This window comes from Streptomyces sp. NPDC047971, from assembly GCF_040653355.1.
In the GTDB taxonomy this organism is placed as follows: domain Bacteria; phylum Actinomycetota; class Actinomycetes; order Streptomycetales; family Streptomycetaceae; genus Streptomyces.
Genome location: NZ_JBEZNW010000005.1, coordinates 104932 through 127228 on the forward strand (window position 1 = coordinate 104932; position 22297 = coordinate 127228).

The window sequence follows — 22297 nt, forward strand, 5'->3', positions numbered from 1 at the left end:
GACATCGTAGAAGGAGCGACCATGGCCGAGGCATACATCGTCGAAGCGGTGCGGACCCCGGTCGGCAGGCGGAACGGCGGGCTGTCCGCCGTCCACCCGGCCGACCTCGGAGCACATGTGCTCAAGGCGCTGATGGAGCGCTCGGGCGCCGACCCGGCCGCCGTCGAGGACGTCGTCCTCGGCTGCCTGGACACCGTCGGCCCGCAGGCCGGCGACATCGCCCGCACCTGCTGGCTCGCCGCCGGACTGCCCGAGGAGGTGCCCGGCGTGACCGTGGACCGGCAGTGCGGCTCCTCCCAGCAGGCCCTGCACTTCGCCGCACAGGGCGTCCTGTCCGGCACCCAGGACCTGGTGGTCGCCGGCGGCGTGCAGAACATGTCGATGATCCCCATCGCCTTCGCCAGCCGCCAGGCCGCCGACCCGCTCGGACTGACCGACGGTCCCTACGCCGGCTCCGAGGGCTGGCGCGCCCGCTACGGCGACCAGCCGGTCAACCAGTTCCACGGCGCCGAGCTCATCGCCGCCAAGTGGGACATCTCCCGACGGGACATGGAGGAGTTCGCCCTGCGCTCGCACCTGCGGGCCGCCCGTGCCATCGACGAGGGCCGCTTCGACCGGGAGATCGTCGCCTACGGCGACGTCACCACCGACGAGGGCCCGCGCCGCGACACCACGCTGGAGAAGATGGCCGCTCTGAAGCCGCTGGTCGAAGGCGGCCGGCTGACCGCCGCGGTCTCCTCGCAGGTCTCCGACGGGGCCTCGGCGATGCTGATCGCCTCGGAGCGCGCCGTACGCGAACACGGACTGACCCCCCGCGCCCGGGTCCACCATCTGTCGGTGCGGGGCGAGGACCCGATCCGCATGCTGTCCGCGCCCATCCCGGCGACGGCGTACGCGCTGAAGAAGGCCGGGATGACGCTCGACGACATCGACCTGGTGGAGATCAACGAGGCGTTCGCGTCGGTCGTCCTCGCCTGGCTGAAGGAGACCGGCGCCGACCCGGAGAAGGTCAACGTCAACGGCGGCGCCATCGCCCTCGGTCACCCGCTCGGTGCGACCGGCACCAAGCTGACGACCACGCTGCTGCACGAACTGGAGCGCACCGGCGGCCGCTTCGGCCTGCAGACGATGTGCGAGGGCGGCGGCCAGGCGAACGTGACGATCATCGAGCGTCTCTGACGCTCCGGGGGCCACCGGCAGCTGCCGCCCTCCGGCACTCCCCGCCCTCCGGCACTCCCCGCCCTCCGGCACTCCCCGCGCTCCTGCGCTCGCCTCGGTCGTCCGCCCCCGACTCCGAGGTGCGCGACGTCGTGCGATTCGGGTGATCGCGCGCCCGTGGTGCACCATGTCGAGGGCCCCAACGGCGGGGCCGGGACCGGAGGAGGCATGCATGCTGGAGTGGAGACCGATGGGGGGAGGGCCCCGTCCCGTCCCCGGCCCGGCCGCCACACCGTCGGTCTGGGCCGTCACGTCGGCCGGAGCCCTGGCCCTGGTCACCGCCTTCAACCTCCTCGACCACCAGGGCGACCCGACCCTCGATCTCATCGCCCTGTCGGTGATCGCCGCGCTCGTGAGCACGGGAGCCCGCCTCACCGCCGCACCCGGCACCGCCCTGCTGTGCTGGGTCATTCTCAACGGCTTCGCCATCCCGCCCATGGGCCGGCTCTCCTGGACGGCACCGCACGATGCCGGACGCCTCGCCTGCCTGTTCGCGGCGGCCGTCATCGGGACGGCCGCCGCCCGCCTCGCCCACGCCCGCGCCGCCTACCGCAGACTCACGCCGTGAGCGCTGCGGCGCGCCGACCGTCCGTGACGGCGCGGCGTCGGGCGTGGCGGTTCAGCCCGCCGCAGGCAGGGCGTCGAGGGTGGCGCGTGCCTCGGCCATCAGGCGGTCGACGAGTTCGGCGCAGGACGGCAGATCCTCGATCACCCCGGCGACCTGCCCCGAGGCCATCACCCCGAGATCGGTGCGGCCGTCCACCATGGACGCCTTGAGCATCACGGGGGTGTTGGCGGCCAGCAGGATCTGACTCCACGTCAGATCCTTGCCGTGCTTCATCGCCAGACCGTCGCGGACCATCTCCGCCCAGGTCATGCCGGACTCGCGGCGGAACGCCGCGGCATGCCGCACCGCCCGCAGCAGCGAGGCCGCGCGGCCCGAGCGCTCCAGCGCGTCGACCAGCTCCGTGCGCAGCATCCGGTGCGGGAGTCCGTCCACCTTCGTGGTGACGGTGACGTCCTTCACCGTCGCGGCGAGGTAGCGGGCCTGCACCGTGTCGGGGACCGTGCTGTCGGAGGTGAGCAGGAAGCGCGTGCCCATGGCGATCCCGGCCGCGCCGTAGGCCAGGGCCGCGACCAGACCCCGCCCGTCGTGGAAGCCGCCGGCCGCGACGACCGGGATGTCCACGGCGTCCACGACCTGCGGCAGCAGAACGGTGGTGGCGACGCTGCCGGTGTGGCCGCCGCCCTCGCCGCCCTGCACGATCACCGCGTCGGCGCCCCAGGCGGCGACCTTCTCGGCGTGCCGTCTGGCGCCGACGGAGGGGATGACGACGACCCCCGCCTCCTTGAGCCGCTCGATCAGCTCGCGGGACGGGGCCAGCGCGAACGAGGCCACCCTCACCCCCTCGTCGATGATGATCCGCACGCGCTGCGCCGCGTCCCCGGCGTCCGCACGCAGATTCACGCCGAACGGCGCGTCCGTACGGGACCTGACCTCGCGCACCGCGGAGCGGAGCTGTTCGACGGTCATCGTCGCCGAGGCCAGGATTCCGAGCGCCCCGGCGTTGGCGGTCGCGGAGACCAGACGGGGACCGGCCACCCACCCCATGCCGGTCTGGACGACGGGGTGGCGCACCCCGACCAACTCGGTGAGCGCGGTGGGGATGGTGATGTCGCTCATGAGCGGACCTCGCGGTCGCGCAGCCCCTTCGGATCGATCTCCTCACGGATCAGTCGCAGTTCCTCGGCGGTGGGCTCGCGGGTGTACGGCACGTCGTCGGGGACGGTCAGCGCGAAGCCGGTCGCCTCCGTGACCTGTTCGACGGTGACGCCGGGGTGGAGCGAGCGCAGGCGCATGGTGCGGTCCGGGGTCTCGAAGTCGAAGACGCCCAGGTCGCTGATGACATCCGGGAGACGGTGGTAGCGCGTCGCGGAGGGGCCGGCCGCCGCGGCCCGGTCGTAGCCGACGCCGCAGACCATGTCGACCCGCTCGACGAAGACACGCGTCGAGTGCTTGGGGACCCAGTAACTGGTCGGGTTGTTCAGGGTGTTGACGGGAGCCCCCCGCACGCCGAGGAGCTGTCGCGTCGGCCGCTCCCACTCGCCGATGCAGCTGATGTTCTGGTTGCCGTACCGGTCGAGCTGGCTCGCGCCCATCATCACGTGCCGACGGCCGGTGGCGACCAGGGCCAGGTGCTGTCGGTACGGGAGCCAGCCCTCCACGACCCGGGGAGCGCCGCCGACGGCGGGCACGTCGCCGATGAGGAGCGCCTCGCCGTCGGTGAGCAGCAGGTCGGGGGAGAAGGTGAGTTTCGCGAGCCGGGCGCCGATCATCGGGACGGTGCCCATCGGGCTGGCCAGGACCTCTCCCGCGTCACGCCATGCCTCGGCACAGGCGACGACGCAGTACTCGGCCCGCGTCGCCGTCAGGGTCGTGTCGGTGCCGCTCATGCTTCCTCCTCGTGGAACGCCGCGACCGCGGCCTGGTAGGCGTCCTCGTCGCCGGACAGGAACCGGGCGGTGAAGGACCGCCACGCCTCCGGGTCCCGGGCCGCGGCGACGTAGGCGCGCTGGAAGGTCTCGTCCCGGTCGTGGTCGGGGGCGCAGGAGGTGAAGTGCGCGCCGTTCGGGGTCTCGACGACACCGTCGACGAAGGCGCGCTTGACCAGCAGCGACTGCGGTCCCGCGTCCTTGAGCAGCTCCGAGGTCTCCACGATCCGCTCGCAGGAGACGTACGCGCTGTCGGCGGCCTCGCAGAACAGGTCGTCGAAGTAGGGATCGGCACCCAGGTACTGGCCGTTGCCGTGCGCGTCGGCACGGTTGAGGTGGACCAGCGCGGCGTCGAGGCGCAACGCGGGGACGGCGACGAGCTCCTCGCGGTCCCCGTACGGGGAGGTGACCGTCCGCAGCGACGGATTGACGGTCATCACGTCCGAGGCGAGCCCGGCCCGGATGGGCATGAAGGGCAGCCGGTGCACGGCGGCGGTCAGGCCCCACATGACCATGGCCTCGTCCAGCTCCACCAGCTCGAAGGCGCCGCGCTGCCGGGCCGCGCCGAAGTGCGGCTCCAGCGGGACGGAGTCGAGCGTGGCGAAGGCCGCGACGAGCTTGCGGATCTTTCCGGCGGCGGCCAGCAGCCCGACGTCCGGGCCGCCGTACGAGACCACCGTCAGATCGGTGACGTCGGACCGCAGCAGGGCCCGTACCAGTGCCATCGGCTTGCGCCGGGACCCCCATCCGCCGATGCCGATCGTCATCCCGCTCCGGAGCCTGCCGACGACCTCGTCGGCGGTCATCGTCTTGTCCCTGCTCACGACTGCTCCTTGTCCGTGTCGAGGGCGGCGCGCCCGCCGGCCGCGCCGTCCTTGCCGAAGGTGTCGCGGACCCGGTCGGCGACACCGCTGAGGTTGGCCTCGAAGGTGAATCCCTGCTCGAAGCGGTAGCTCCGACGGACGTCGACCGGATCGATCCCGTTGATCGCGGCCTTGGCGAGCCGGATCAGCTGCCCGTCCTTGGCGGCGATCTCGCGGGCCAGTTCCAGCGCCGCGTCGAGCAGCCGCTCGCGCGGGACGACCCGCCACACCGAGCCGTGCCGGTGCAACTCCTCGGCGGTGACGGTGCGCGAGGTGTAGTACAGGGCCCGCATCAGCTGCTGGGGGACCAGCCTGGCCAGGTGGGTGGCCGCGCCGAGCGCCCCCCGGTCCAGCTCGGGCAGGCCGAAGGTCGCGTCCTCGGAGGCGACGATCGCGTCGGCGTTGCCGACCAGGCCGATGCCGCCGCCGAGGCAGAAGCCGTGCACGGCGGCGATCACCGGCACCTCGCAGTCGTAGACCGCGGCGAAGGCCTCGTAGCAGCCCCGGTTGGCGCCGATGAGGGCATCGTGCCCGGTCGCGCGCTGGATCTCCTTGATGTCGACGCCGGCGTTGAAGCCGCGGCCCTCGGCGGTGAGCACGACGCAGCGCACCTCGGGGTCGGCGCCCGCGGCCCGTACCGCGGCGGCGAGGTCGTACCAGCCCTGTACGGGGAGGGCGTTGACGGGTGGGAAACCGACGGTGACGACGGCGACGCCGTCGTCCGGGGCGGAGGTGGAGACACCCATGAGCAGATCAGCTACCTTTCCACCAAACGTTTGTTAGGTGGAAGATAGCAGCGGTTCGCACGCTGCGGGAGGTGTCCATTGGCAGTCACCATCGATCTGTCGGGCTCCGTCGCCGTCGTCACCGGCGGCACACGGGGCGTCGGCGCCGGGATCACCAGGGCTCTGCTCGAAGCCGGCGCGGAGGTCGTGACCTGCGCCCGCAGGCCCCCCGACCAGCCCGTCGAGGCAGCAGGCCGCACGGCCGGATTCCTCCCCGTCGACCTGCGCGACCCGGCGGCCGTCACGGACCTCTTCGACCGGGTGCGAGCCGACCACGGGCGGCTGGACGTCCTGGTCAACAACGCCGGAGGCACCCCGTTCCGGCTGCTCGGCGACGGAGAGGCCGAACGGCACGCCCGGGTCCTGGAGCTGAACCTGATCGCCCCGCTGACCGCCTCCCTCGCCGCGTACGAGGTGATGCGCCATCAGGAGGGGGGAGGGGTCGTCATCATGGTCGGCAGCGTCAGCGGCACCCGCCCCTCACCCGGCAGCGCCGCGTACGGAGCCGCCAAGGCGGGCCTGGAGAACCTCGCCCGGTCCATGGCGGTGGAATGGGCGCCGCGGGTGCGGGTCAACACGCTCGTCCTCGGCATGGTGCGCACCGAACTCTCCCACCTGCACTACGGGGACGAGGACGGCATCGCCGCCGTCGGACGCACCGTCCCGCTCGGCCGGCTCGCCGAGCCCTCCGACATCGGCGACGCCTGCGTCTTCCTCGCCTCCGACCGCGCCGCCTACATCAGCGGCGCCAGCCTTCCCGTGCACGGGGGCGGGGAACGCCCCGCGTTCCTCGACGCGGCGACGGCGAACCACTGACGACCCACTCATCGCTCGACGAAAGGAATCGACCATGACAGGACTGTGCGACGGACGGGTAGTGATCGTCACCGGCGCGGGCCGAGGTCTCGGCCGGGCACACGCGCTCGCCTTCGCCGCTGAGGGAGCCAAGGTCGTCGTGAACGACCTCGGAGTCGGCCTGGACGGGACCGGAGGAGGCGGAGGACCCGCCCAGCAGGTCGTCGACGAGATCACGGCGGCCGGGGGAGAGGCGGTCGCCCACGGCGGCGACATCGCGACGACGGCCGGCGCCGAGTCGCTCGTGGCCACGGCGCTCGACGCCTTCGGCCGCCTGGACACCCTGGTCAACAACGCCGGCTTCCTGCGCGACCGCATGCTCGTCAACCTCGACGAGGACGACTGGGACGCCGTCATGCGCGTCCACCTCAAGGGCCACTTCCTTCCCCTCAGGCATGCCCTCGCGCACTGGCGGACGGAGGCCAAGGCCGGCCGCACGCCCGAGGCGCGCGTGGTCAACACCAGCTCCGGCGCGGGCCTGCTGGGCAGCGTCGGCCAGGGCAACTACGCCGCCGCCAAGGCGGGGATCGTCGGCCTGACGCAGGTCGCCTCCGCCGAGGCGGCCCGCTACGGCGTCCAGGTCAACGCGATCGCCCCCGCCGCCCGCACCCGGATGACCGAGCGGACCTTCGCCGAGACCATGGCCGCCCCCGAAGGGGCCGGCTTCGACGCGATGGCCCCGGAGAACGTCTCCCCCCTCGTCGTCTGGCTGGGCTCAGCCGCCTCGGTCGGGGTCACGGGACGCGTCTTCGAGGCCGAGGCCGGCCGCATCACCGTCATGGAGGGCTGGCGCCCCGGCCCGACGGCGGACAAGGGGGCCCGCTGGACCCCGGCGGAGGCCGGGGAGACGGCACTGAAGCTGCTCGCGGAGTCCGAGCCGCCGCAGCCGGTGTACGGGGCCCGCTGACCCGTCCCGCGCACCCCGCGCCCCCACCCCCGTGTCGCGGGGGTGGGGGCGCGCCGGTTTCGGGGTGACCACCCGGGCACGGCCCGGCGGCATCGCCGCGGCCCCCGCCTCGCGACGGGCCCCCGGCGGCGTTTCCCGCTCACCGGGAACGGGCGCTCCCCGGGGTCACCGGCACCGGCCTAGCCTCGCCGGACAGCCCCGACCCCCCGCAGGAGGGACCCGCCATGCTCACGGACCGCCAGAGAGACGAGGCGGCCGAGCTGTTGCGCTCCGCCGAACACGGTGTCACGCCGATCGCCCCGCTGACCGAGGCGTTCCCCGGCATCGGAACCGAGGACGCGTACGAGATCCAGCTCGTCAACGTCCGGCACCGTCTCGCCGCCGGGGCGCGGGTGCACGGACACAAGGTCGGCCTCTCGTCGCCGGTCATGCAGCGGATGATGGGCGTCGACGAACCGGACTACGGCCATCTGCTCCACGACATGGAGCTGCGGCCCGAGGTACCCGTCCCCGTCGCCCGCTACTGCCACCCGCGCGTCGAGGTCGAGGTCGGCTTCGTCCTCGGCGACGACCTGCCGGGCGAGACCTGCACCCCGGCGGACGTCCTCGCCGCCACCGAGCGCGTCGTGCCCGCACTGGAGCTGATCGACAGCAGGATCCGCGACTGGCGGATCACCATCGCCGACACCATCGCGGACAACGCCTCCTCCGCCGGATACGTCATCGGGGAGGGCCGGGACCCCCGCGAGCTCGACCTCACGGCGATCGACGCCCGGCTGACCGGCGACGGCGAACTCCTCGCCGAGGGGCGCAGCGACGCCGTGCTCGGTGATCCGGCCGTCTCCGTCGCCTGGCTCGCCCGTACCGTCGCCCGCTTCGGCGTGCCCCTGAAGAAGGGACACGTGGTGCTGCCCGGCTCGTGCACCCGGGCCGTCGACGTCAGGGCAGGGGCCACCTTCACCGCCGAGTTCACCGGTCTGGGCTCGGTCTCCCTCTCGTTCATCTGAGGTGATGATGACCATCAGGACCAAGGCGACCGCCGCCATCGTCGGATCCGGCAACATCGGGACCGACCTGCTCCACAAACTCCAGCGCTCCGCGTACGTCGAGCCCCGCTGGATGATCGGCGTGGACCCCGACAGCGAGGGTCTCGCCCGCGCCGCCCGAGCGGGCCTGGAGGCCAGCCACGAAGGAGTCGACTGGCTGCTCGCGCAGGACGAGAAGCCCGACATCGTCTTCGAGGCCACCAGCGCCCACGTCCACCGGGCCAACGCCCCGCGCTACGCCGAACTCGGCATCAAGGCCGTCGACCTGACTCCCGCCGCGGTCGGCCCCGCCGTCGTCCCGCCGGCCAACCTCCATGAACACCTCGACCGGCCCAACGTCAACATGATCACCTGCGGCGGACAGGCCACCATCCCCATGGTGTACGCGGTCTCGCGCGTCGTCCCCGTGCCGTACGCGGAGATCGTCGCCTCGGTGGCCTCCGTGTCGGCGGGCCCCGGCACCCGCGCGAACATCGACGAGTTCACCCGCACCACCTCGCGCGGCATCGAGACCATCGGCGGCGCCGAGCGCGGCAAGGCGATCATCATCCTCAACCCGGCCGAGCCGCCCGTCATCATGCGCGACACCGTCTTCTGCGCCGTTCCCGAGGACGCGGACCGGGCCGCCATCGCCCTCTCCGTCAAGGAGACCGCGGACCAGGTCGCCGCCTACGTGCCCGGCTACCGGCTGCGCGCCGAACCGCAGTTCGACGATCCGAGCCCCGAGAACGGCGGGATGGCGCGCGTCGCGATCTTCCTGGAGGTGGAGGGCGCGGGCGACTACCTCCCGCCCTACGCCGGAAACCTCGACATCATGACCGCCGCCGCCACCAAGGTCGGCGAGGAGTTCGCCAAGGCGCTCCTCGCCCCGGGCGCGTAAGGAGCACACCCATGCCCTACTCGGACACCCTCGACATCCGCGTCACCGACTCCTCGCTGCGGGACGGCTCGCACGCCACACGGCACCAGTTCACCGCCGACGACGTACAATCCGTCGTCGCCGCCCTCGACTCCGCCGGCGTCCCGGTGATCGAGGTGACGCACGGCGACGGCCTCGGCGGCTCCTCGTTCAACTACGGCTTCTCCAGGACGCCCGAACAGGAACTGATCAAGGTCGCCGTGGACACCGCGCGGCGGGCGCGGATCGCCTTCCTCATGCTCCCCGGACTCGGCGTCAAGGACGACATCAGGGCCGCCCACGGCAACGGCGCGAGCATCTGCCGCATCGCCACCCACTGCACCGAGGCCGACATCGCCGACCAGCACTTCGGGCTCGCCCGGGAGATGGGTCTGGAGACCGTCGGCTTCCTGATGATGGCCCACTCCACGACACCCGAGAAGCTGGCCCGGCAGGGCCGCGTCATGGCGGACGCCGGCTGCCAGTGCGTGTACGTGGTCGACTCCGCCGGCGCCATGGTCATGGACGACGTCACCGCCCGGGTCGAGGCCCTGGTGACCGAGCTCGGCGCGGACGCCCAGGTCGGCTTCCACGGACACGAGAACCTCGCTCTGGGCACCGGCAACTCCATCGCCGCCATCAAGGCCGGGGCCCTGCAGATCGACGGCTCCACCCGCCGACTCGGCGCCGGCGCCGGCAACACCGCCGTGGAGGCCCTGGTCGCCGTCTGCGCCAAGATGGGCATCCGTACCGGCATCGACGTGCTGAAGATCATCGATGCTGCCGAGGACGTGGTCCGCCCGGTCATGGACGACGAGTGCCGACTCGACCGGCTCGCCCTCCTGATGGGCCACGCCGGCGTCTACTCCAGCTTCCTCAAGCACGCCTACCGGCAGGCCGAGCGCTACGGCGTCTCCGGCGCCGAGATCCTCCTGCGCGCGGGCGAACGCCGCCTGGTCGGCGGCCAGGAGGACCAGCTCATCGACATCGCCGTGGAACTCGCCGCACAGAACTGAACCCACAGAAAGAGGAGGGACGAGATGACTGCTCTCAACGACGAGGTCAGGGTCATCGAGACGGGCAGGCCGCCGGCGCGCTTCGCCCGCGGCTGGCACTGCCTCGGCCTCGCCGACGGCTTCAAGGACGGGAAGCCGCACGAGATCGAAGCCTTCGGCACCAAGCTGGTGGTCTTCCAGGGGCAGGACGACGGGCAACTGCACGTCCTGAACGCCTACTGCCCGCACATGGGCGGCAACCTCGCCCAGGGCAGCGTCAAGGGCGACACCGTCGCCTGCCCGTTCCACGACTGGCGCTGGTCGGGCAACGGCCGCTGTGCCGGCGTCCCCTACGCCCGCCGGGTCCCGCCCCGCGCCAGGACCCGCGCCTGGATCTCCCTGGAGCGGAACAGGCAGCTCTTCGTCTGGAACGACCCCGAGGGCAACCCGCCGCCCCCCGAGGTCACCGTCCCCGAGATCGCCGGCGTCCACGGCCCGGACGCCGACCAGTGGAGCGACTGGACCTGGAAGACCCTCCGGGTCGAAGGCGCCAACTGCCGCGAGATCGTGGACAACGTCGTCGACATGGCGCACTTCTACTACGTCCACTACGCCTTCCCGGAGTACTTCAAGAACGTCTTCGAGGGCCACGTCGCCACCCAGTACATGGAGAGCAGCCCGCGCGGAGACATGGAGCTGGGCACCCTGAGCTCCGGCCGCCTGCGGTCCGACGCCTCCTACTACGGCCCCTCCTACATGATCGACCACCTCTACAGCGACGTCGGCGGCGGCGCCGAGATGGAGATCGTCCTGATCAACTGCCACTACCCGATCGACGCCGACAGCTTCCTGCTCCAGTACGGAGCGATCGTGAGGCGGCTGCCCGGGATGACGGACGAGCAGGCCGCCGACGCCGCACGGCTCACCGCCGAGGGCGCCACCGTCGGCTTCGAGCAGGACGTGGAGATCTGGCGGAACAAGACCCGCATCGACAACCCCCTGCTCACCGAGGAGGACGGTCCGGTCTACCAACTGCGGCGCTGGTACGAGCAGTTCTACGTCGATGTCGCCGACGTCAAGGACGAGATGACCCGCCGCTTCGAGTTCGAGATCGACACCCAGCGCGCCAACACGGCATGGCGCGCGGAGGTCGAGGAGAACCTGGCCCGCCGCGCGGCGGAGACGGAAGTCGGAGCCTGACATGCGAGCGGTGGAGTGCGCGACCTGCGGCAACCAGGTCCTGTGCGAGAAGTTCAGCATCGCCCACACCTCCGTGCAGTGGACCGCGGACGCGGCCGTCGCCTGCGCGGAGTTCCGGGACCGGGTGGCACAGGGCGGGACCACCGCCCGGATGCGGACCTGCAGGGCCCTGCGGGCGAGCATCGACCGCGCGGTCGAGGACGGAACCCTGAGGGTCGGCACCCTGGAGTCCGCGACCCTGGGGTCGGGACCGCTCTCCGGAACACCGGAGGACGCCGATGCCTGAGCCCACGACCGGGGTCCGCACCCACCGGCTGCGCGTCGTCGAGGTCATCGCCGAGACGGCCGACGCGCGCTCCCTGGTGCTCCAGGCGCCACCGGAGAGCGCGGACCGCTTCACGTACCGCCCCGGGCAGTTCCTCACCCTCAAGCTGCCCGGGGCGGACGGCGGGCCGGCCGCCCGCTGCTACTCCCTGGCCAGCTCACCGCATACCGGCGAGCCCTTGAAGATCACCGTCAAACGGGTCGCCGGCGGACACGGCTCCAACTGGGTCTGCGACCACCTGGCGGCGGGGGACGCGCTGGAGGTGCTGCCTCCGGCCGGCACCTTCACCCCGGCCTCCCTCGACGGCGACCTGCTGCTCGTCGCCGGAGGGAGCGGGATCACCCCGGTCCTCTCGATCGCCAAGTCGGCCCTTGCCGCGGGCCGGGGCAGGGTGACGCTGTTCTACGCCAACCGCGACGAGTCCTCGGTCGTCTTCCGCGACGAACTGCGGATGCTGGCCCAGGTCCACCCGGACCGGCTGCTCGTCGTCCACTGGCTGGAGTCGCTCCAGGGCCTGCCCGCCGAGGACCTGCTGACCGCCGCACTCGCTCCCTACGCCGACCGCGAGGCGTTCGTCTGCGGTCCGCAGCCGCTCATGGACGCCGTCGAACAGGCCCTGCGCACCCTGGGCGCGCCCGGCGACCGGATCCACCGGGAACGGTTCTTCTCCCTCGGCGCCGACGTCTTCGACGCCCCGGCGGTGCCGTCGTCCACGGAGACCGGGGACGACGCCACGGCCGAGGTCGAGCTCGACGGCGAGACCCACACGGTGGCCTGGCCGCCGACGGCACCACTGCTCGACGCGCTCCTGGCCGCGGGCGTGGACGCCCCGTACTCCTGCCGCGAGGGAGCCTGCAGCGCCTGCGCCTGCCGGGTCGTGACGGGCGAGGTCACCATGCTCCGCAACGACGTCCTGGACGACCAGGACATCGCCGAGGGATACGTCCTGGCATGCCAGACCCTCCCCCTCAGCGACCGGGTCGAGATCACCTACACCTGACGAGGAACCCATCATGTCCCGAACCTGCCTGGTCACCGGAGCCGCCTCCGGCATCGGCGAAGCCACCGCGGCCCTCCTGGCGCGGCGGGGCCACACCGTCATCCGCGCCGACCTCCACGAGGGCGACATCCGCGCCGACCTGTCCACGGCCGAAGGCCGGGCCGAACTCGTCGCCCGGGCCGGGGAGCTGACCGGCGCCCGCCTCGACGCCGTCGTCTCCTGCGCGGGCGTCGCGCACTTCGACCCGCTCACCATCAAGGTCAACCACTTCGGCGCCGTGGCCACGCTCGACGGGCTGCGGCCCCTGCTCGCCGCCGGCACCGCGCCACGGGCCGTGGTCGTCGGATCGATCGACTCCGTGCACCCGACGGACCCCGCGATCGTGGACGCCGCGCTCGCCGGCGACGAGGCGGCGGCGGAAGCCGCCGCCCGGGCCGCGGTCGACCGCGGCGAGGGACACCTCGTCTACTCCTCCTCCAAGGCGGCGATCTCCCGATGGGTCCGGCGGGCCGCCGCCACCGACGACTGGGCGGGCGCGGGCGTGCCGCTCAACGCGGTGGCCCCCGGCGTGGTCGTCACGCCCCTGACCCGGCCCCTGCTCGACGACCCGGAGACGCGGGCCCTCGTCGAGCGGAGCGTGCCCATGCCGCTGCACGGCCACGCCCGCCCCGAGCAGATCGCCCCGCTCATCGCGTGGCTGGCCTCGCCCGAGAACACGCTCGTGACCGGTCAGGTCGTCTTCGCCGACGGGGGCGCCGACGCGGTCCTGCGCGGCGACCGCACCTGGTGACCGACGGCACGAGGCCGGACACCCGGCGACGCACCCGCACCAGCACCCCGTACGGAGGAGACCGTCATGACGTCCCGTTCGCTCGAACGCTCCACCGTGCTCGCGGCCACGCCCGACGCCGTGTGGGCGGCCATCGGTGACTTCGGCGCTCCCGCCGGCTGGCACCCGCACCTGCCGCCGTGCACCCTGGAGGACGGGGGCGACCCCGAAGTCCCCGGCACCGTACGGGTCTTCACGCTCGACGGCAGGACCGTCGCCAGGGAGCGCCTGCTCCACAGCGACGCGGGCTCCCGCTCGTACCGCTACACCCTCCTCGACCCGGTCGTGCTCCCGGTCCACGACTACGTCGCGACGCTCGCGGTGCGTCCTCACCCCGAGGGGGCCGAGGTGACCTGGTCGGCCGCCTACCGGAGCGCGGACGACGTGGTGCCGCGGGTCGAGGCCCTCTTCGGGGACGGCACCTACGACACCGGCCTCGCCGCCCTGCGGGCTCGTTTCACATCCAGTCGCTGACGCGGAGCCAGGCCATCATGTTGTCCATCGAAGGCTGCGGAGCCTCCGGAGCCGCGCCCGCACCGACCGTCTGAGCCCGCTTCTCCGACTGCCGCCCCGGACCGAACAGCGACTGCCACACCGACCGTGCGCAGCCGCGCACGGCCGGGGCGAGCCGTTCCATCTCGCGGTGGACACCATGGCCGCAGACGGAGATCGCGGCGACGGCCCGGCCCGCGCCCCGCAAAGGGGCGGCGACGCAGAAGACGCCCCGGTATCCCTCCTCGTGGTCGAAGGCGACACCCCGTTCCCTCGTCGACGCCAGCTCCCGGCGGAAGGTCTCGGGGCGGGTGATGGTCCGCGGCGTACGCGGCCGCAGCCCGTCCCGTATCACCTGCTCCACCAGAGGGGCGTCGCTGAAGGCCAGGATCGCCTTGCCCGACGCGGTGCAGTAGGCCGGCTGCCGCCCGCCCGTCCGCGACGGCACACCGGAGTCGTCCGATCCGCCGATCCGCTCCAGATAGACCACCTCGGAGCCGTCGAGCACGGTCAGGTGCACCAGATGCCCGGTGGACTCGTGCAGCGCGTGCAGATGCGGCAGTGCCGCCCTGCGCAGCCTGTTGTGGTGCGAGGCCATGGCACCCAGCTCCAGCATGCCCATGCCCAGCCGGTAGTCACGCCCCTCGCGCTCCAGCCAGCGGAGCTGCACCAGCTGATCGAGGATGCGGTGCGCCGAGGACCTGCGGATGCCCGAGCGCTGCACGACCTCGGTGAGCGTCAGCCGGGGCCCCGCGCTCTCGAAGGCGCTCAACACCTTCGCCGCCTTCTCCAGCAGGGACAGAGGCGGCATCCCGGCCTCGACAGCCTCGGCGGCACGGGTCGTCATCGGCACCTCCCACACGGACAGCCCGGCCGACTGACGCCGGTCGGGTCCGTAATCTCCGGTATTGCGTGGAGATTGCCAGAGGATGACAGGCGGTGGGAAGAGGGAGTTCCGTCTCGGAACAGTAACGCGTAGGTTCCCTCTCGTCATGGCACGACGAGACCGGAATCCGGGAGGGACGCCCATGCGCGACGACGACGTCCTCGGGGCGGTCCGTGCCCTCGCCCCCGCCCTGCGCGAGCGGGCGGCCGAGGCCGAGGCGCTGCGGCGCCTTCCCGACGCCACCGTGAAGGAGCTGGCGGACGCCGGCTTCTTCCGGCTCCTCCAGCCCAGGGCGTACGGCGGACTCGCCGCCGATCCGGCCGTCTTCTACACGGCCGTCCACGAGATCGCCAAAGCCTGCGGCTCCACCGGCTGGGCGGCCTCCGTCCTCGGCGTCCACCCCTGGTACGTCGCCCAGCTCGACCCCCGGGCCCAGGACGAGGTCTGGGGAGCGGACGGCACCGCCCGGATCTGCTCCTCCCACGCCCCCACCGGGGAGGTCGCGCACGCCGACGGCGGCTTCCGGCTCTCCGGCCGGTGGCACTTCTCCGCGGGCTGCGACCACGCGCAGTGGGCCCTGCTCGGCGGCCTCGTCGCCGACGGCGACGGCAGGCCGGTCGACATGCGGACCTTCCTGGTGCCGCGCGCCGACTACCGCGTCGACGACGTCTGGGACACCGTCGGCCTGCGGGGCAGCGGCAGCAACGACATCGTCGTCGAGGACGCCTTCGTCCCCGCCCACCGGACGCTCGGCTACGGCCCGGTCACCACACTGCGCTGTCCCGGGCACGAGCTCAACCCCGAGCCGCTGTACCGGCTGCCGTACGCCGCCGTCTTCACCACCGCCGTCTCGACCGCGATGGTCGGGATCGCCGAGGGCGCCTACGAGGACCACCTCGCCGCCGCCCGCGAGAGCGTGCGGGCGTCCCCGGGCCGACGCGCCGCCGAGGACCCCTTCGCCCAGGTGCGCCTCGCCCGCGCCGCCGGCGACATCGACGCCGCCCGCCTGCAGCTCGGCCGCAACATGGCCGAGCTGTACACGACCGCGCGCGGGGGAGCGGAGATCCCGACCGAACTGCGCGCCCGCACCCGCCGGGACCAGGCCCTCGCCACCGAACGCGCCCTCAGCGCCGTCGACCTGCTCATGGAGAACTCCGGCCGCGGGCCGCTGCGGGCCGGCGCCGACGTCCTGCAGCGCGCCTGGCGAGACCTGCAGACCGGCCGCGGCCAAGCGGCCAACGACATCGACCGGGCGCTGGTCCTCTACGCCAAGGACGCCCTCGGCATGGACGTCCACGACCCCATGCTCTGAGCCGGACACCGCTCCCGGGCGGGGTTCCCGCTCAGTGGGAGCAGCGCATTTCACCGCCGTTCGGCACGCCGTACGGTCCTGGCATTCCCCCACCACGACCCGAAAGGGGATGCCCCATGGCCGATGACGTCCTGGCAGCGATCCGAGAGTTGGCCCCCGCCCTGCGCGAGCGGGCGGCCGAGGCCGAGACGCTGCGCCGGGTGCCCGACACCTCCGTCAAGGAGATCGAGGACACCGGCTTCTTCCAGCTGCTCCAGCCCAAGGCGTTCGGCGGCAGCGCGGCCGACCCGGTGCTCTTCTACACGGCGGTCAAGGAGATCGCGAAGGCGTGCGGCTCGACCGGCTGGGTCGCCTCCGTGGTCGGCGTCCACCCCTGGCACGTCGCCCTCTTCGACCCCCGCGCCCAGCAGGAGGTGTGGGGCCAGGACCCCAAGACGCGCATCGCCTCCTCGTACGCCCCCACCGGCAAGGCCACCGCGGCGGCCGGCGGCTTCCGGCTCTCCGGCCGGTGGCACTTCTCCTCCGGCTGCGACCACACCCGATGGGCGCTCCTCGGCTGCCTCGTCACCGACGACAAGGGCCACCCGGTCGACATGCGCACCTTCCTCATCCCGCGTGCCGACTACCGCGTCGACGACGTCTGGGACACCGTCGGCCTGCGGGGCACCGGCAGCAACGACATCGTCGTCGAGGACGTCTTCGTCCCCGAGCACCGCGCCCTGAGCTTCGGCCCGGTCACCGCCCTGGACGTGCCCGGCCACGCACTCAACCCCGAGCCGCTGTACCGGCTGCCCTATGCCGGGGTCTTCACCACCACCATCTCCACCCCCATCGTCGGCATCGCCGAAGGCGCCTTCGACGCCCACACCGAGGCCACCCGGCAGCGGATCCGCGTCTCCTACGGACAGAAGGTCGCCGAGGACCCCTTCGCGCAGGTCCGCATCGCCCGCGCCGCCGGCGACATCGACGCGAGCTGGCTGCAACTCACCCGCAACATGGGCGAGATGTACGCCCTCGCCGGGCGCGGCGAGGAGATCCCGATGGAGCTGCGCACCCGCACCCGCCGCGACCAGGTGCTCGCCACCGAACGCGCGGTCGCGGCGGTCGACCTGCTGATGGAGAACTCCGGCGGCAACGCCATGCGCACCGGTCCCGGCCCCGTCCAGCGCGCCTGGCGCGACGCCCACACCGGCCGCGGCCACGCCGCCAACGACCCCGAGCGCGCACTCGTCATGTACGGGCAGAGCGCACTCGGCATCGACATCCAAGACACCATGGCCTGAGAGGCGCCGCAGATGGCAGAGCGCACCTACGAGTCGACCTCCCGCACCGTCAAGGCGGCGGGACTCACCCTCCACTACCACGAGGCCGCACCCGCCGGCCGGCCGGAAGCACCCGTCGTGATCATGCTCCACGGGGGCGGCCCCGGTGCCTCCGGCTGGAGCAACTTCGGCCGCAACCTCCCCTTCTTCGCCGAGCACTTCCGTACCCTCCTCGTCGACCAACCGTGCTACGGCCGCTCGGACAAACCGGAGCTCGACAAGGACTACTTCAGCTTCAGCGCCGACGCCGTCGCCGCCCTGATGACCGAACTCGGCATCGACCGGGCGCACGTCCTGGGAAACTCCCTGGGCGGCGGCACCGCCGTCCGCATGGCCCTGAACCACCCGGACAAGGTCGCCAAGCTCCTCCTGATGGGCCCCGGCGGGGTGTCCGTCAACCTCTTCGCCCCCGACCCGACCGAGGGCATCAAGCGGCTCTTCGAGTTCAGCGCCGCACCCGAGCCGACCAAGGAGCAACTGCGCGCCTTCCTCGGCGTCATGGCCTACGACCAGTCGGTCGTCACCGACGAACTGGTCGAGGAGCGGTGGGCCTCCGCCACCGACCCCGACACCCGGCTCGGCAACGCCCGGATGGCGGCCTCCTTCGCCGACCCGGCCTGGGCCGAGGACGTGATGCTCTGGCGCGAGGCCCACCGGATCACGCAGCCCGTGCTGCTCACCTGGGGCCGCGAGGACCGCGTCAACCCCCTCGACGGCGCCCTGGTCGCGCTCAGGACGATCCCCGACGCCCGGCTGCACGTCTTCCCGCACTGCGGGCACTGGGCCCAGACCGAGCAGGCCGAGGAGTTCAACCGCCTCGCCGTCGACTTCTTCTCCCACTGACCTCCCTCGACCCTTCGTCACGACAGATGAGGTGCACCATGGACATCCGTGCTCTCGGCTACCTCCGCCTCGAGACCACCACGCTGGAAGAATGGCGTCGCTACGCCCTGGACGTCCTCGGCATGGTCGAGGCGTCCGGCACCACCGAGGACACTCTCTGCCTCCGCCTGGACGACCGCGCCCACCGCATCGTCATCCAGGCCGGCGAGAGCGACCGGCTCCTCGCGGCCGGCTGGGAGGTGGCGGACGCCGCCGCACTCGCCCGCGCCGCCGACGAGCTGGAGGCGGCCGGCGTCGCCGTCAAGGCCGCCGACCCCGCCGAACTCGCCGAACGCCGCGTCCGCGACCTGATCCACGTCACGGACCCCGGCGGCAACCCGCTGGAGATCTACTGGGGTCAGGCGCAGGACCACAGCGCGCTCGGCACCCCGTACGGAAACCGCTTCGTCACCGGCGACCTGGGCCTCGGCCACGTCGTGCTGCCGGTGCCGGACATCGAGGCCGCGCTCGACTTCTACGAGAACCTGCTCGGCTTCCAGCTGCGCGATTCCATGAAGCTCCCGCCGCAGGCCGTCCCGACCGCCACCGAGCAGCGGGAGTTCCACTGGATGCACTTCCTCAGCCCCAACCGCCGCCACCACAGCCTCGGGCTCTACCCCGGCGCGCTGCCCCCCGGCATCGTGCACTTCATGGTCGAGCTGGAGACCCTGGACGACGTGGGCCGGGGCCTCGACCGGATGCAGGCCGCGGGCATCCCCATCGCGTCCAGCCTCGGCCGCCACACCAACGACCACATGGTGTCGTTCTACGCCCAGGCGCCCGGCGGCTTCCAGGTCGAGTACGGCTGGGACGGACTGGTCGTCGACCCCGCCACCTGGGTGGCGAAGGAGATCACCGCCGACAGCTTCTGGGGCCACCAGTGGAACGGCTGATCGCCCCCTCCGAGTTCAGGGACGTGCTCGGACGCTTCGCCAGCGGCATCACGGTGGTGGCGACACTCGACGCCGACCGGGGGGAACCCGTCGGCTTCGCCTGCCAGTCCTTCGCCTCGCTGTCCCTGGATCCGCCGCTGGTGATGCTGGCCGTCGGCAAGCACTCCACCAGCTGGCCGAGGATCGAGAGCTCGGGCCGCTTCTGCGTCAACATCCTCGCCGAGGACCAGCGCGCCACGTGCGCCGCACTCGGCCGCAGCGGCCCCGACAAGTTCGCGGCCGTGCCCTGGAGCGTCAGCGAGCACGGGACCGTACGCGTCGACGGAGCCCTGGCCCACGTGGAGTGCGAGCTGGACGCCGTGTACGAGGCCGGGGACCACCACCTCGTCACCGCGCAGGTGGTGGCGCTCGACACGGGGGAGGACGGCAGGCCGCTGCTGTACTTCCGCAGCCGCTACGCCGTGGGCGCGTTCTGATGCCCATCGACGCCGAGAAGGCGGTCTCCGCGCCGCCGGTGCGCACCGAGGTCCGGTGGGTCGAGCGCGACGTGCGGCTCTACCACCTGGCGCTCGGAGCGGGCGTCCCCGAGACCGACCCGCGCGAACTGCGGTACGTCTACGAGGGGTCCGAGCGGGGCCTGCGGGTCCTGCCCACCTTCGGGGTCGTCGCGGGCGGCACCGGTGGCGTCGGCTTCCAGGTCTTCGACCTGCCGGGCGTCGACATCGACCTGGCGAACGTGCTGCACGGAGGCCAGGAGATCACGGTGCACCGCCCGCTGCCCGCCGCGGCCCGGGCGACCGCGGTCACCCGCGCCACGGCCGTGCACGACAAGGGCAAGGCCGCCGTCATCGTCCAGGAGTCCACCCTGCTCGGCGAGGACGGCGAGCCGCTGCTCACCCAGCGCAACCAGATCTTCGTCCACGGGGAGGGCGGCTTCGGAGGCGATCGAGGCCCCTCCGAGCGGCTTCCCGCGCCCGACCGCGCACCGGATCTGGTGACCGAGATCCCGACATCGCGTCAGCAGGCCCTGCTCTACCGGCTCACCGGAGACGGGAACCCGCTGCACGCCGACCCCGCCGTCGCCCGCCGCGCGGGCCACGACCGTCCCATCCTGCACGGGCTCTGCTCCTTCGGGATGGCGGTCAAGGCGGTCACGGACCGACTGCTCGACGGTGACACCGGCGCGGTCGCCGGCTGCCGCACGCGCTTCGCCGGAGTGTTCTTCCCCGGCGAGACCCTGCGGCTGCGCGTCTGGGACACCCCCGACGGCTACCGGCTGACGGCCACGGCCGCCGACCGCGGAGACGCGCCGGTCCTCACCGACGCGCGTATCACCGCACGCTGACCCGGCGGCCGGGGCGAAGGCCCCCGCCCCGGCCGCCGCACCACCCGACACGATCAGGGAGAACGCGATGAAGGACACGTGGGACCACACGTACGACGTGGTGGTCGTCGGCTCCGGTGCCGCCGGTCTGGCCGCCGCCATCACCGCCCGGCTGCGCGGACTGAGCGCCCTGGTGGTGGAGAAGACCGAGGTCTACGGAGGCTCGACCGCCCTGTCCGGCGGCGCGATCTGGGTACCGGACAACTTCCACCTGGACGCCGCCGGGCTCGGCGACACCCCCGAGAAGGCCCGCGCCTATCTCGACGCCACGGTCGGCGACCGGGTCCCCGCCGAACGCAAGGACGCCTATGTCGCGCACGGGCCGCGGATGGTCCGCGAGTTCCACGACCGTACGGCGGTCCGCTTCGTCTACACCCCCGGCTACTCCGACTACTACCCCGAACGGCTCGGCGGCTACCCGCAGGGCCGCTCCATCGAACCGCAGGTCTTCGACCTGAAGAAGCTGGGCCCCGACCGGCGCGCCACCATGCGCCGCGCCGGATTGCCCACCTACGGCCTCACCATCACCTCCAAGGACTTCCGGCAGCTCAACATGGTCGGACGCACCTGGGCAGGCCGCAGGACCGCCGCCAAGGTCGGCTTCCAGGCGGTCAAGGCCCGGCTCCGCGGCCAGGAACCGCTGTCGCTCGGCGAGGCACTCGTCGCCCGGATGCGGCACTCGCTCGACACCCTCGGCGGAGAACTGTGGCTCTCCGCCCCGCTGACCGCACTGGTGGAGGAGGGCGGCCGGGTCGCCGGCGTGCGGATCACCCGGGAAGGGCGGGAGGTCACCGTACGGGCGAACGGCGGTGTCGTCCTCGCCTCCGGGGGCTTCTCCCACGACCAGCGGCTCCGCGAGAAGCACCTCCCGTCGCCGACCTCCACCGAGTGGAGCTCCGCGGCCGACGGACAGACCGGCGACGCCCTGGAACCGGCGATCGCCCTCGGCGCCGCGACCGACCTGATGGACCGGGTGTGGGGCGCGCCGTCGGTGGTGCCTCCCGAGGGGAAGCCCTTCTTCCTCGTCGCCGACCGGGGCATCCCCGGCATGGTGATCGTCGACGCGGCGGGCGAGCGCTACGCCAACGAGGCGGCGCCGTACCACGAGTTCGTCGACGCCATGTACGCCAACGACAGGCCGCACGCGAGCACGGTGCCGTCCTGGCTGCTCCTGGACGCCACGTCCAAGGCGCGCTACCTCTTCATGGGCCTCTTCCCGGGGCAGCCGTTCCCCAAGCCGTGGCTGCGGAGCGGCTTCGTCAAGAAGGCCGCCACCGTCGACGAACTGGCCGCCCGCATCGAGGTCGCACCGGAGCGGCTGCGCGCCACCCTGGACCGCTTCAACGGCTTCGCCCGCGCCGGCCGCGACGAGGACTTCCACCGCGGCGACAGCGTCTACGACCGCTACTACGGCGACCCGACGCTGCCGAACCCCAACCTCGCGCCGCTGGAGAAGGGGCCGTACTACGCCATCCCCGTCCACCCGGGCGACATCGGCACCAAGGGCGGCCTGGTCACCGACGCCACGGCCCGCGTGCTGCGGGACGACGGCACCGCCATCGACGGCCTCTACGCCTCCGGCAACGTCTCCGCGGCCGTCATGGGGGAGACCTACCCCGGCCCGGGAGCGACCATCGGACCCGCGATGACCTTCAGCTGGCTCGCCGTCGGCCACATCGCCCGCACGCGCTCCGCCGAGGGACGGTGACGAG

General features: G+C 72.6%; 24 protein-coding genes. 19 read left to right on the plus strand and 5 right to left on the minus strand.

All coding sequences use genetic code 11. From position 1 onward, the window contains the following. Nucleotides 1-21 precede the first annotated feature (21 nt). Both AB0D99_RS07205 and AB0D99_RS07210 read left to right on the plus strand, forming a co-directional pair. Nucleotides 22-1179: an acetyl-CoA C-acetyltransferase gene (locus AB0D99_RS07205; protein ID WP_362357870.1), complete on the plus strand. Its 1158-nt coding sequence runs from the start codon at nucleotides 22-24 to the stop codon at nucleotides 1177-1179. A 211-nt stretch (nucleotides 1180-1390) separates the two neighbouring features. Then, nucleotides 1391-1786 (plus strand): hypothetical protein, encoded by a 396-nt coding sequence (locus AB0D99_RS07210; protein ID WP_362357872.1) that lies wholly within the window; start codon nucleotides 1391-1393, stop codon nucleotides 1784-1786. A 51-nt stretch (nucleotides 1787-1837) separates the two neighbouring features. Here AB0D99_RS07210 and AB0D99_RS07215 read toward each other — a convergent pair whose 3' ends face one another. From AB0D99_RS07215 to AB0D99_RS07230, 4 genes are read right to left on the minus strand one after another with little or no spacing between them, the layout of a single operon-like run. Next, nucleotides 1838-2902, minus strand: a complete 1065-nt coding sequence (locus tag AB0D99_RS07215) for a nitronate monooxygenase (RefSeq protein WP_362357874.1) — start codon at nucleotides 2900-2902, stop codon at nucleotides 1838-1840. Continuing rightward, nucleotides 2899-3672, minus strand: coding sequence for a CoA-transferase (locus tag AB0D99_RS07220; RefSeq protein ID WP_362357876.1), 774 nt, complete (start codon nucleotides 3670-3672; stop codon nucleotides 2899-2901). Before AB0D99_RS07220 ends, AB0D99_RS07215 begins: the two co-directional genes overlap by 4 nt. Further along, entirely contained in the window at nucleotides 3669-4517 is an 849-nt protein-coding gene (locus tag AB0D99_RS07225) for a CoA-transferase (protein ID WP_362358161.1), read from the minus strand. The genes AB0D99_RS07220 and AB0D99_RS07225 overlap by 4 nt, the downstream gene beginning before the upstream one ends. A 14-nt stretch (nucleotides 4518-4531) precedes the next feature. Then, complete coding sequence (locus tag AB0D99_RS07230) at nucleotides 4532-5320, minus strand: enoyl-CoA hydratase family protein (protein ID WP_362357878.1); 789 nt, start codon at nucleotides 5318-5320, stop codon at nucleotides 4532-4534. 78 nt (nucleotides 5321-5398) lie between these two features. Here AB0D99_RS07230 and AB0D99_RS07235 point away from each other — a divergent pair, with 78 nt between their 5' ends. From AB0D99_RS07235 to AB0D99_RS07280, 10 genes are all read left to right on the plus strand, one after another. Then, nucleotides 5399-6175, plus strand: a complete 777-nt coding sequence (locus AB0D99_RS07235) for an SDR family oxidoreductase (RefSeq protein WP_362357881.1) — start codon at nucleotides 5399-5401, stop codon at nucleotides 6173-6175. Between the two features lie 34 nt (nucleotides 6176-6209). Next, nucleotides 6210-7121, plus strand: coding sequence for an SDR family oxidoreductase (locus tag AB0D99_RS07240; protein WP_362357883.1), 912 nt, complete (start codon nucleotides 6210-6212; stop codon nucleotides 7119-7121). A 224-nt stretch (nucleotides 7122-7345) separates the two neighbouring features. After that, nucleotides 7346-8128 carry a 2-keto-4-pentenoate hydratase gene (locus tag AB0D99_RS07245; protein WP_362357885.1) on the plus strand — a complete coding sequence of 261 codons (783 nt, stop codon included), beginning with the start codon at nucleotides 7346-7348 and terminating at the stop codon, nucleotides 8126-8128. A 7-nt stretch (nucleotides 8129-8135) separates the two neighbouring features. Next, on the plus strand, nucleotides 8136-9047 hold the full coding sequence (locus AB0D99_RS07250; protein WP_362357887.1) for an acetaldehyde dehydrogenase (acetylating): 912 nt from the start codon (nucleotides 8136-8138) through the stop codon (nucleotides 9045-9047). A gap of 11 nt (nucleotides 9048-9058) precedes the next feature. After that, nucleotides 9059-10081 (plus strand): 4-hydroxy-2-oxovalerate aldolase, encoded by a 1023-nt coding sequence (dmpG, locus tag AB0D99_RS07255; RefSeq protein ID WP_362357890.1) that lies wholly within the window; start codon nucleotides 9059-9061, stop codon nucleotides 10079-10081. Nucleotides 10082-10105: 24 nt separating this feature from the next. Further along, nucleotides 10106-11260 carry a Rieske 2Fe-2S domain-containing protein gene (locus tag AB0D99_RS07260; protein ID WP_362357892.1) on the plus strand — a complete coding sequence of 385 codons (1155 nt, stop codon included), beginning with the start codon at nucleotides 10106-10108 and terminating at the stop codon, nucleotides 11258-11260. A 1-nt stretch (nucleotide 11261) separates the two neighbouring features. After that, entirely contained in the window at nucleotides 11262-11546 is a 285-nt protein-coding gene (locus AB0D99_RS07265) for a hypothetical protein (protein ID WP_362357894.1), read from the plus strand. Then, the gene (locus tag AB0D99_RS07270; RefSeq protein ID WP_362357896.1) at nucleotides 11539-12585 is read left to right on the plus strand and encodes a ferredoxin--NADP reductase; all 1047 of its coding nucleotides are present in this window, start codon (nucleotides 11539-11541) and stop codon (nucleotides 12583-12585) included. Before AB0D99_RS07265 ends, AB0D99_RS07270 begins: the two co-directional genes overlap by 8 nt. Nucleotides 12586-12598: 13 nt before the next feature. Beyond that, the gene (locus AB0D99_RS07275; RefSeq protein WP_362357898.1) at nucleotides 12599-13375 is read left to right on the plus strand and encodes an SDR family oxidoreductase; all 777 of its coding nucleotides are present in this window, start codon (nucleotides 12599-12601) and stop codon (nucleotides 13373-13375) included. A 66-nt stretch (nucleotides 13376-13441) separates the two neighbouring features. Beyond that, nucleotides 13442-13888, plus strand: coding sequence for an SRPBCC family protein (locus AB0D99_RS07280; RefSeq protein ID WP_362357900.1), 447 nt, complete (start codon nucleotides 13442-13444; stop codon nucleotides 13886-13888). Here AB0D99_RS07280 and AB0D99_RS07285 read toward each other — a convergent pair. Then, on the minus strand, nucleotides 13872-14753 hold the full coding sequence (locus tag AB0D99_RS07285) for an IclR family transcriptional regulator (protein ID WP_362357902.1): 882 nt from the start codon (nucleotides 14751-14753) through the stop codon (nucleotides 13872-13874). The genes AB0D99_RS07280 and AB0D99_RS07285 overlap by 17 nt on opposite strands. Nucleotides 14754-14934: 181 nt before the next feature. On the opposite strand from AB0D99_RS07285, the gene hsaA (AB0D99_RS07290) reads away from it, so the two are divergent. The 7 genes from hsaA (AB0D99_RS07290) (at nucleotide 14935) to AB0D99_RS07320 (ending at nucleotide 22293) form a co-directional block, all read left to right on the plus strand. Next, entirely contained in the window at nucleotides 14935-16104 is a 1170-nt protein-coding gene (hsaA, locus tag AB0D99_RS07290) for a 3-hydroxy-9,10-secoandrosta-1,3,5(10)-triene-9,17-dione monooxygenase oxygenase subunit (RefSeq protein ID WP_362357904.1), read from the plus strand. A gap of 116 nt (nucleotides 16105-16220) precedes the next feature. Then, nucleotides 16221-17387 (plus strand): 3-hydroxy-9,10-secoandrosta-1,3,5(10)-triene-9,17-dione monooxygenase oxygenase subunit, encoded by a 1167-nt coding sequence (hsaA, locus tag AB0D99_RS07295; protein ID WP_362357906.1) that lies wholly within the window; start codon nucleotides 16221-16223, stop codon nucleotides 17385-17387. 12 nt (nucleotides 17388-17399) lie between these two features. Beyond that, nucleotides 17400-18269 carry a 4,5:9,10-diseco-3-hydroxy-5,9,17-trioxoandrosta-1(10),2-diene-4-oate hydrolase gene (gene hsaD, locus AB0D99_RS07300; protein ID WP_362357909.1) on the plus strand — a complete coding sequence of 290 codons (870 nt, stop codon included), beginning with the start codon at nucleotides 17400-17402 and terminating at the stop codon, nucleotides 18267-18269. Between the two features lie 38 nt (nucleotides 18270-18307). Continuing rightward, nucleotides 18308-19201 carry a VOC family protein gene (locus AB0D99_RS07305; protein ID WP_362357911.1) on the plus strand — a complete coding sequence of 298 codons (894 nt, stop codon included), beginning with the start codon at nucleotides 18308-18310 and terminating at the stop codon, nucleotides 19199-19201. Beyond that, entirely contained in the window at nucleotides 19189-19677 is a 489-nt protein-coding gene (locus tag AB0D99_RS07310; RefSeq protein WP_362357913.1) for a flavin reductase family protein, read from the plus strand. Before AB0D99_RS07305 ends, AB0D99_RS07310 begins: the two co-directional genes overlap by 13 nt. Next, the gene (locus AB0D99_RS07315) at nucleotides 19677-20546 is read left to right on the plus strand and encodes a MaoC/PaaZ C-terminal domain-containing protein (protein ID WP_362357915.1); all 870 of its coding nucleotides are present in this window, start codon (nucleotides 19677-19679) and stop codon (nucleotides 20544-20546) included. Before AB0D99_RS07310 ends, AB0D99_RS07315 begins: the two co-directional genes overlap by 1 nt. Nucleotides 20547-20613: 67 nt before the next feature. Then, nucleotides 20614-22293 carry an FAD-dependent oxidoreductase gene (locus tag AB0D99_RS07320; RefSeq protein WP_362357917.1) on the plus strand — a complete coding sequence of 560 codons (1680 nt, stop codon included), beginning with the start codon at nucleotides 20614-20616 and terminating at the stop codon, nucleotides 22291-22293. Nucleotides 22294-22297: the final 4 nt, after the last annotated feature.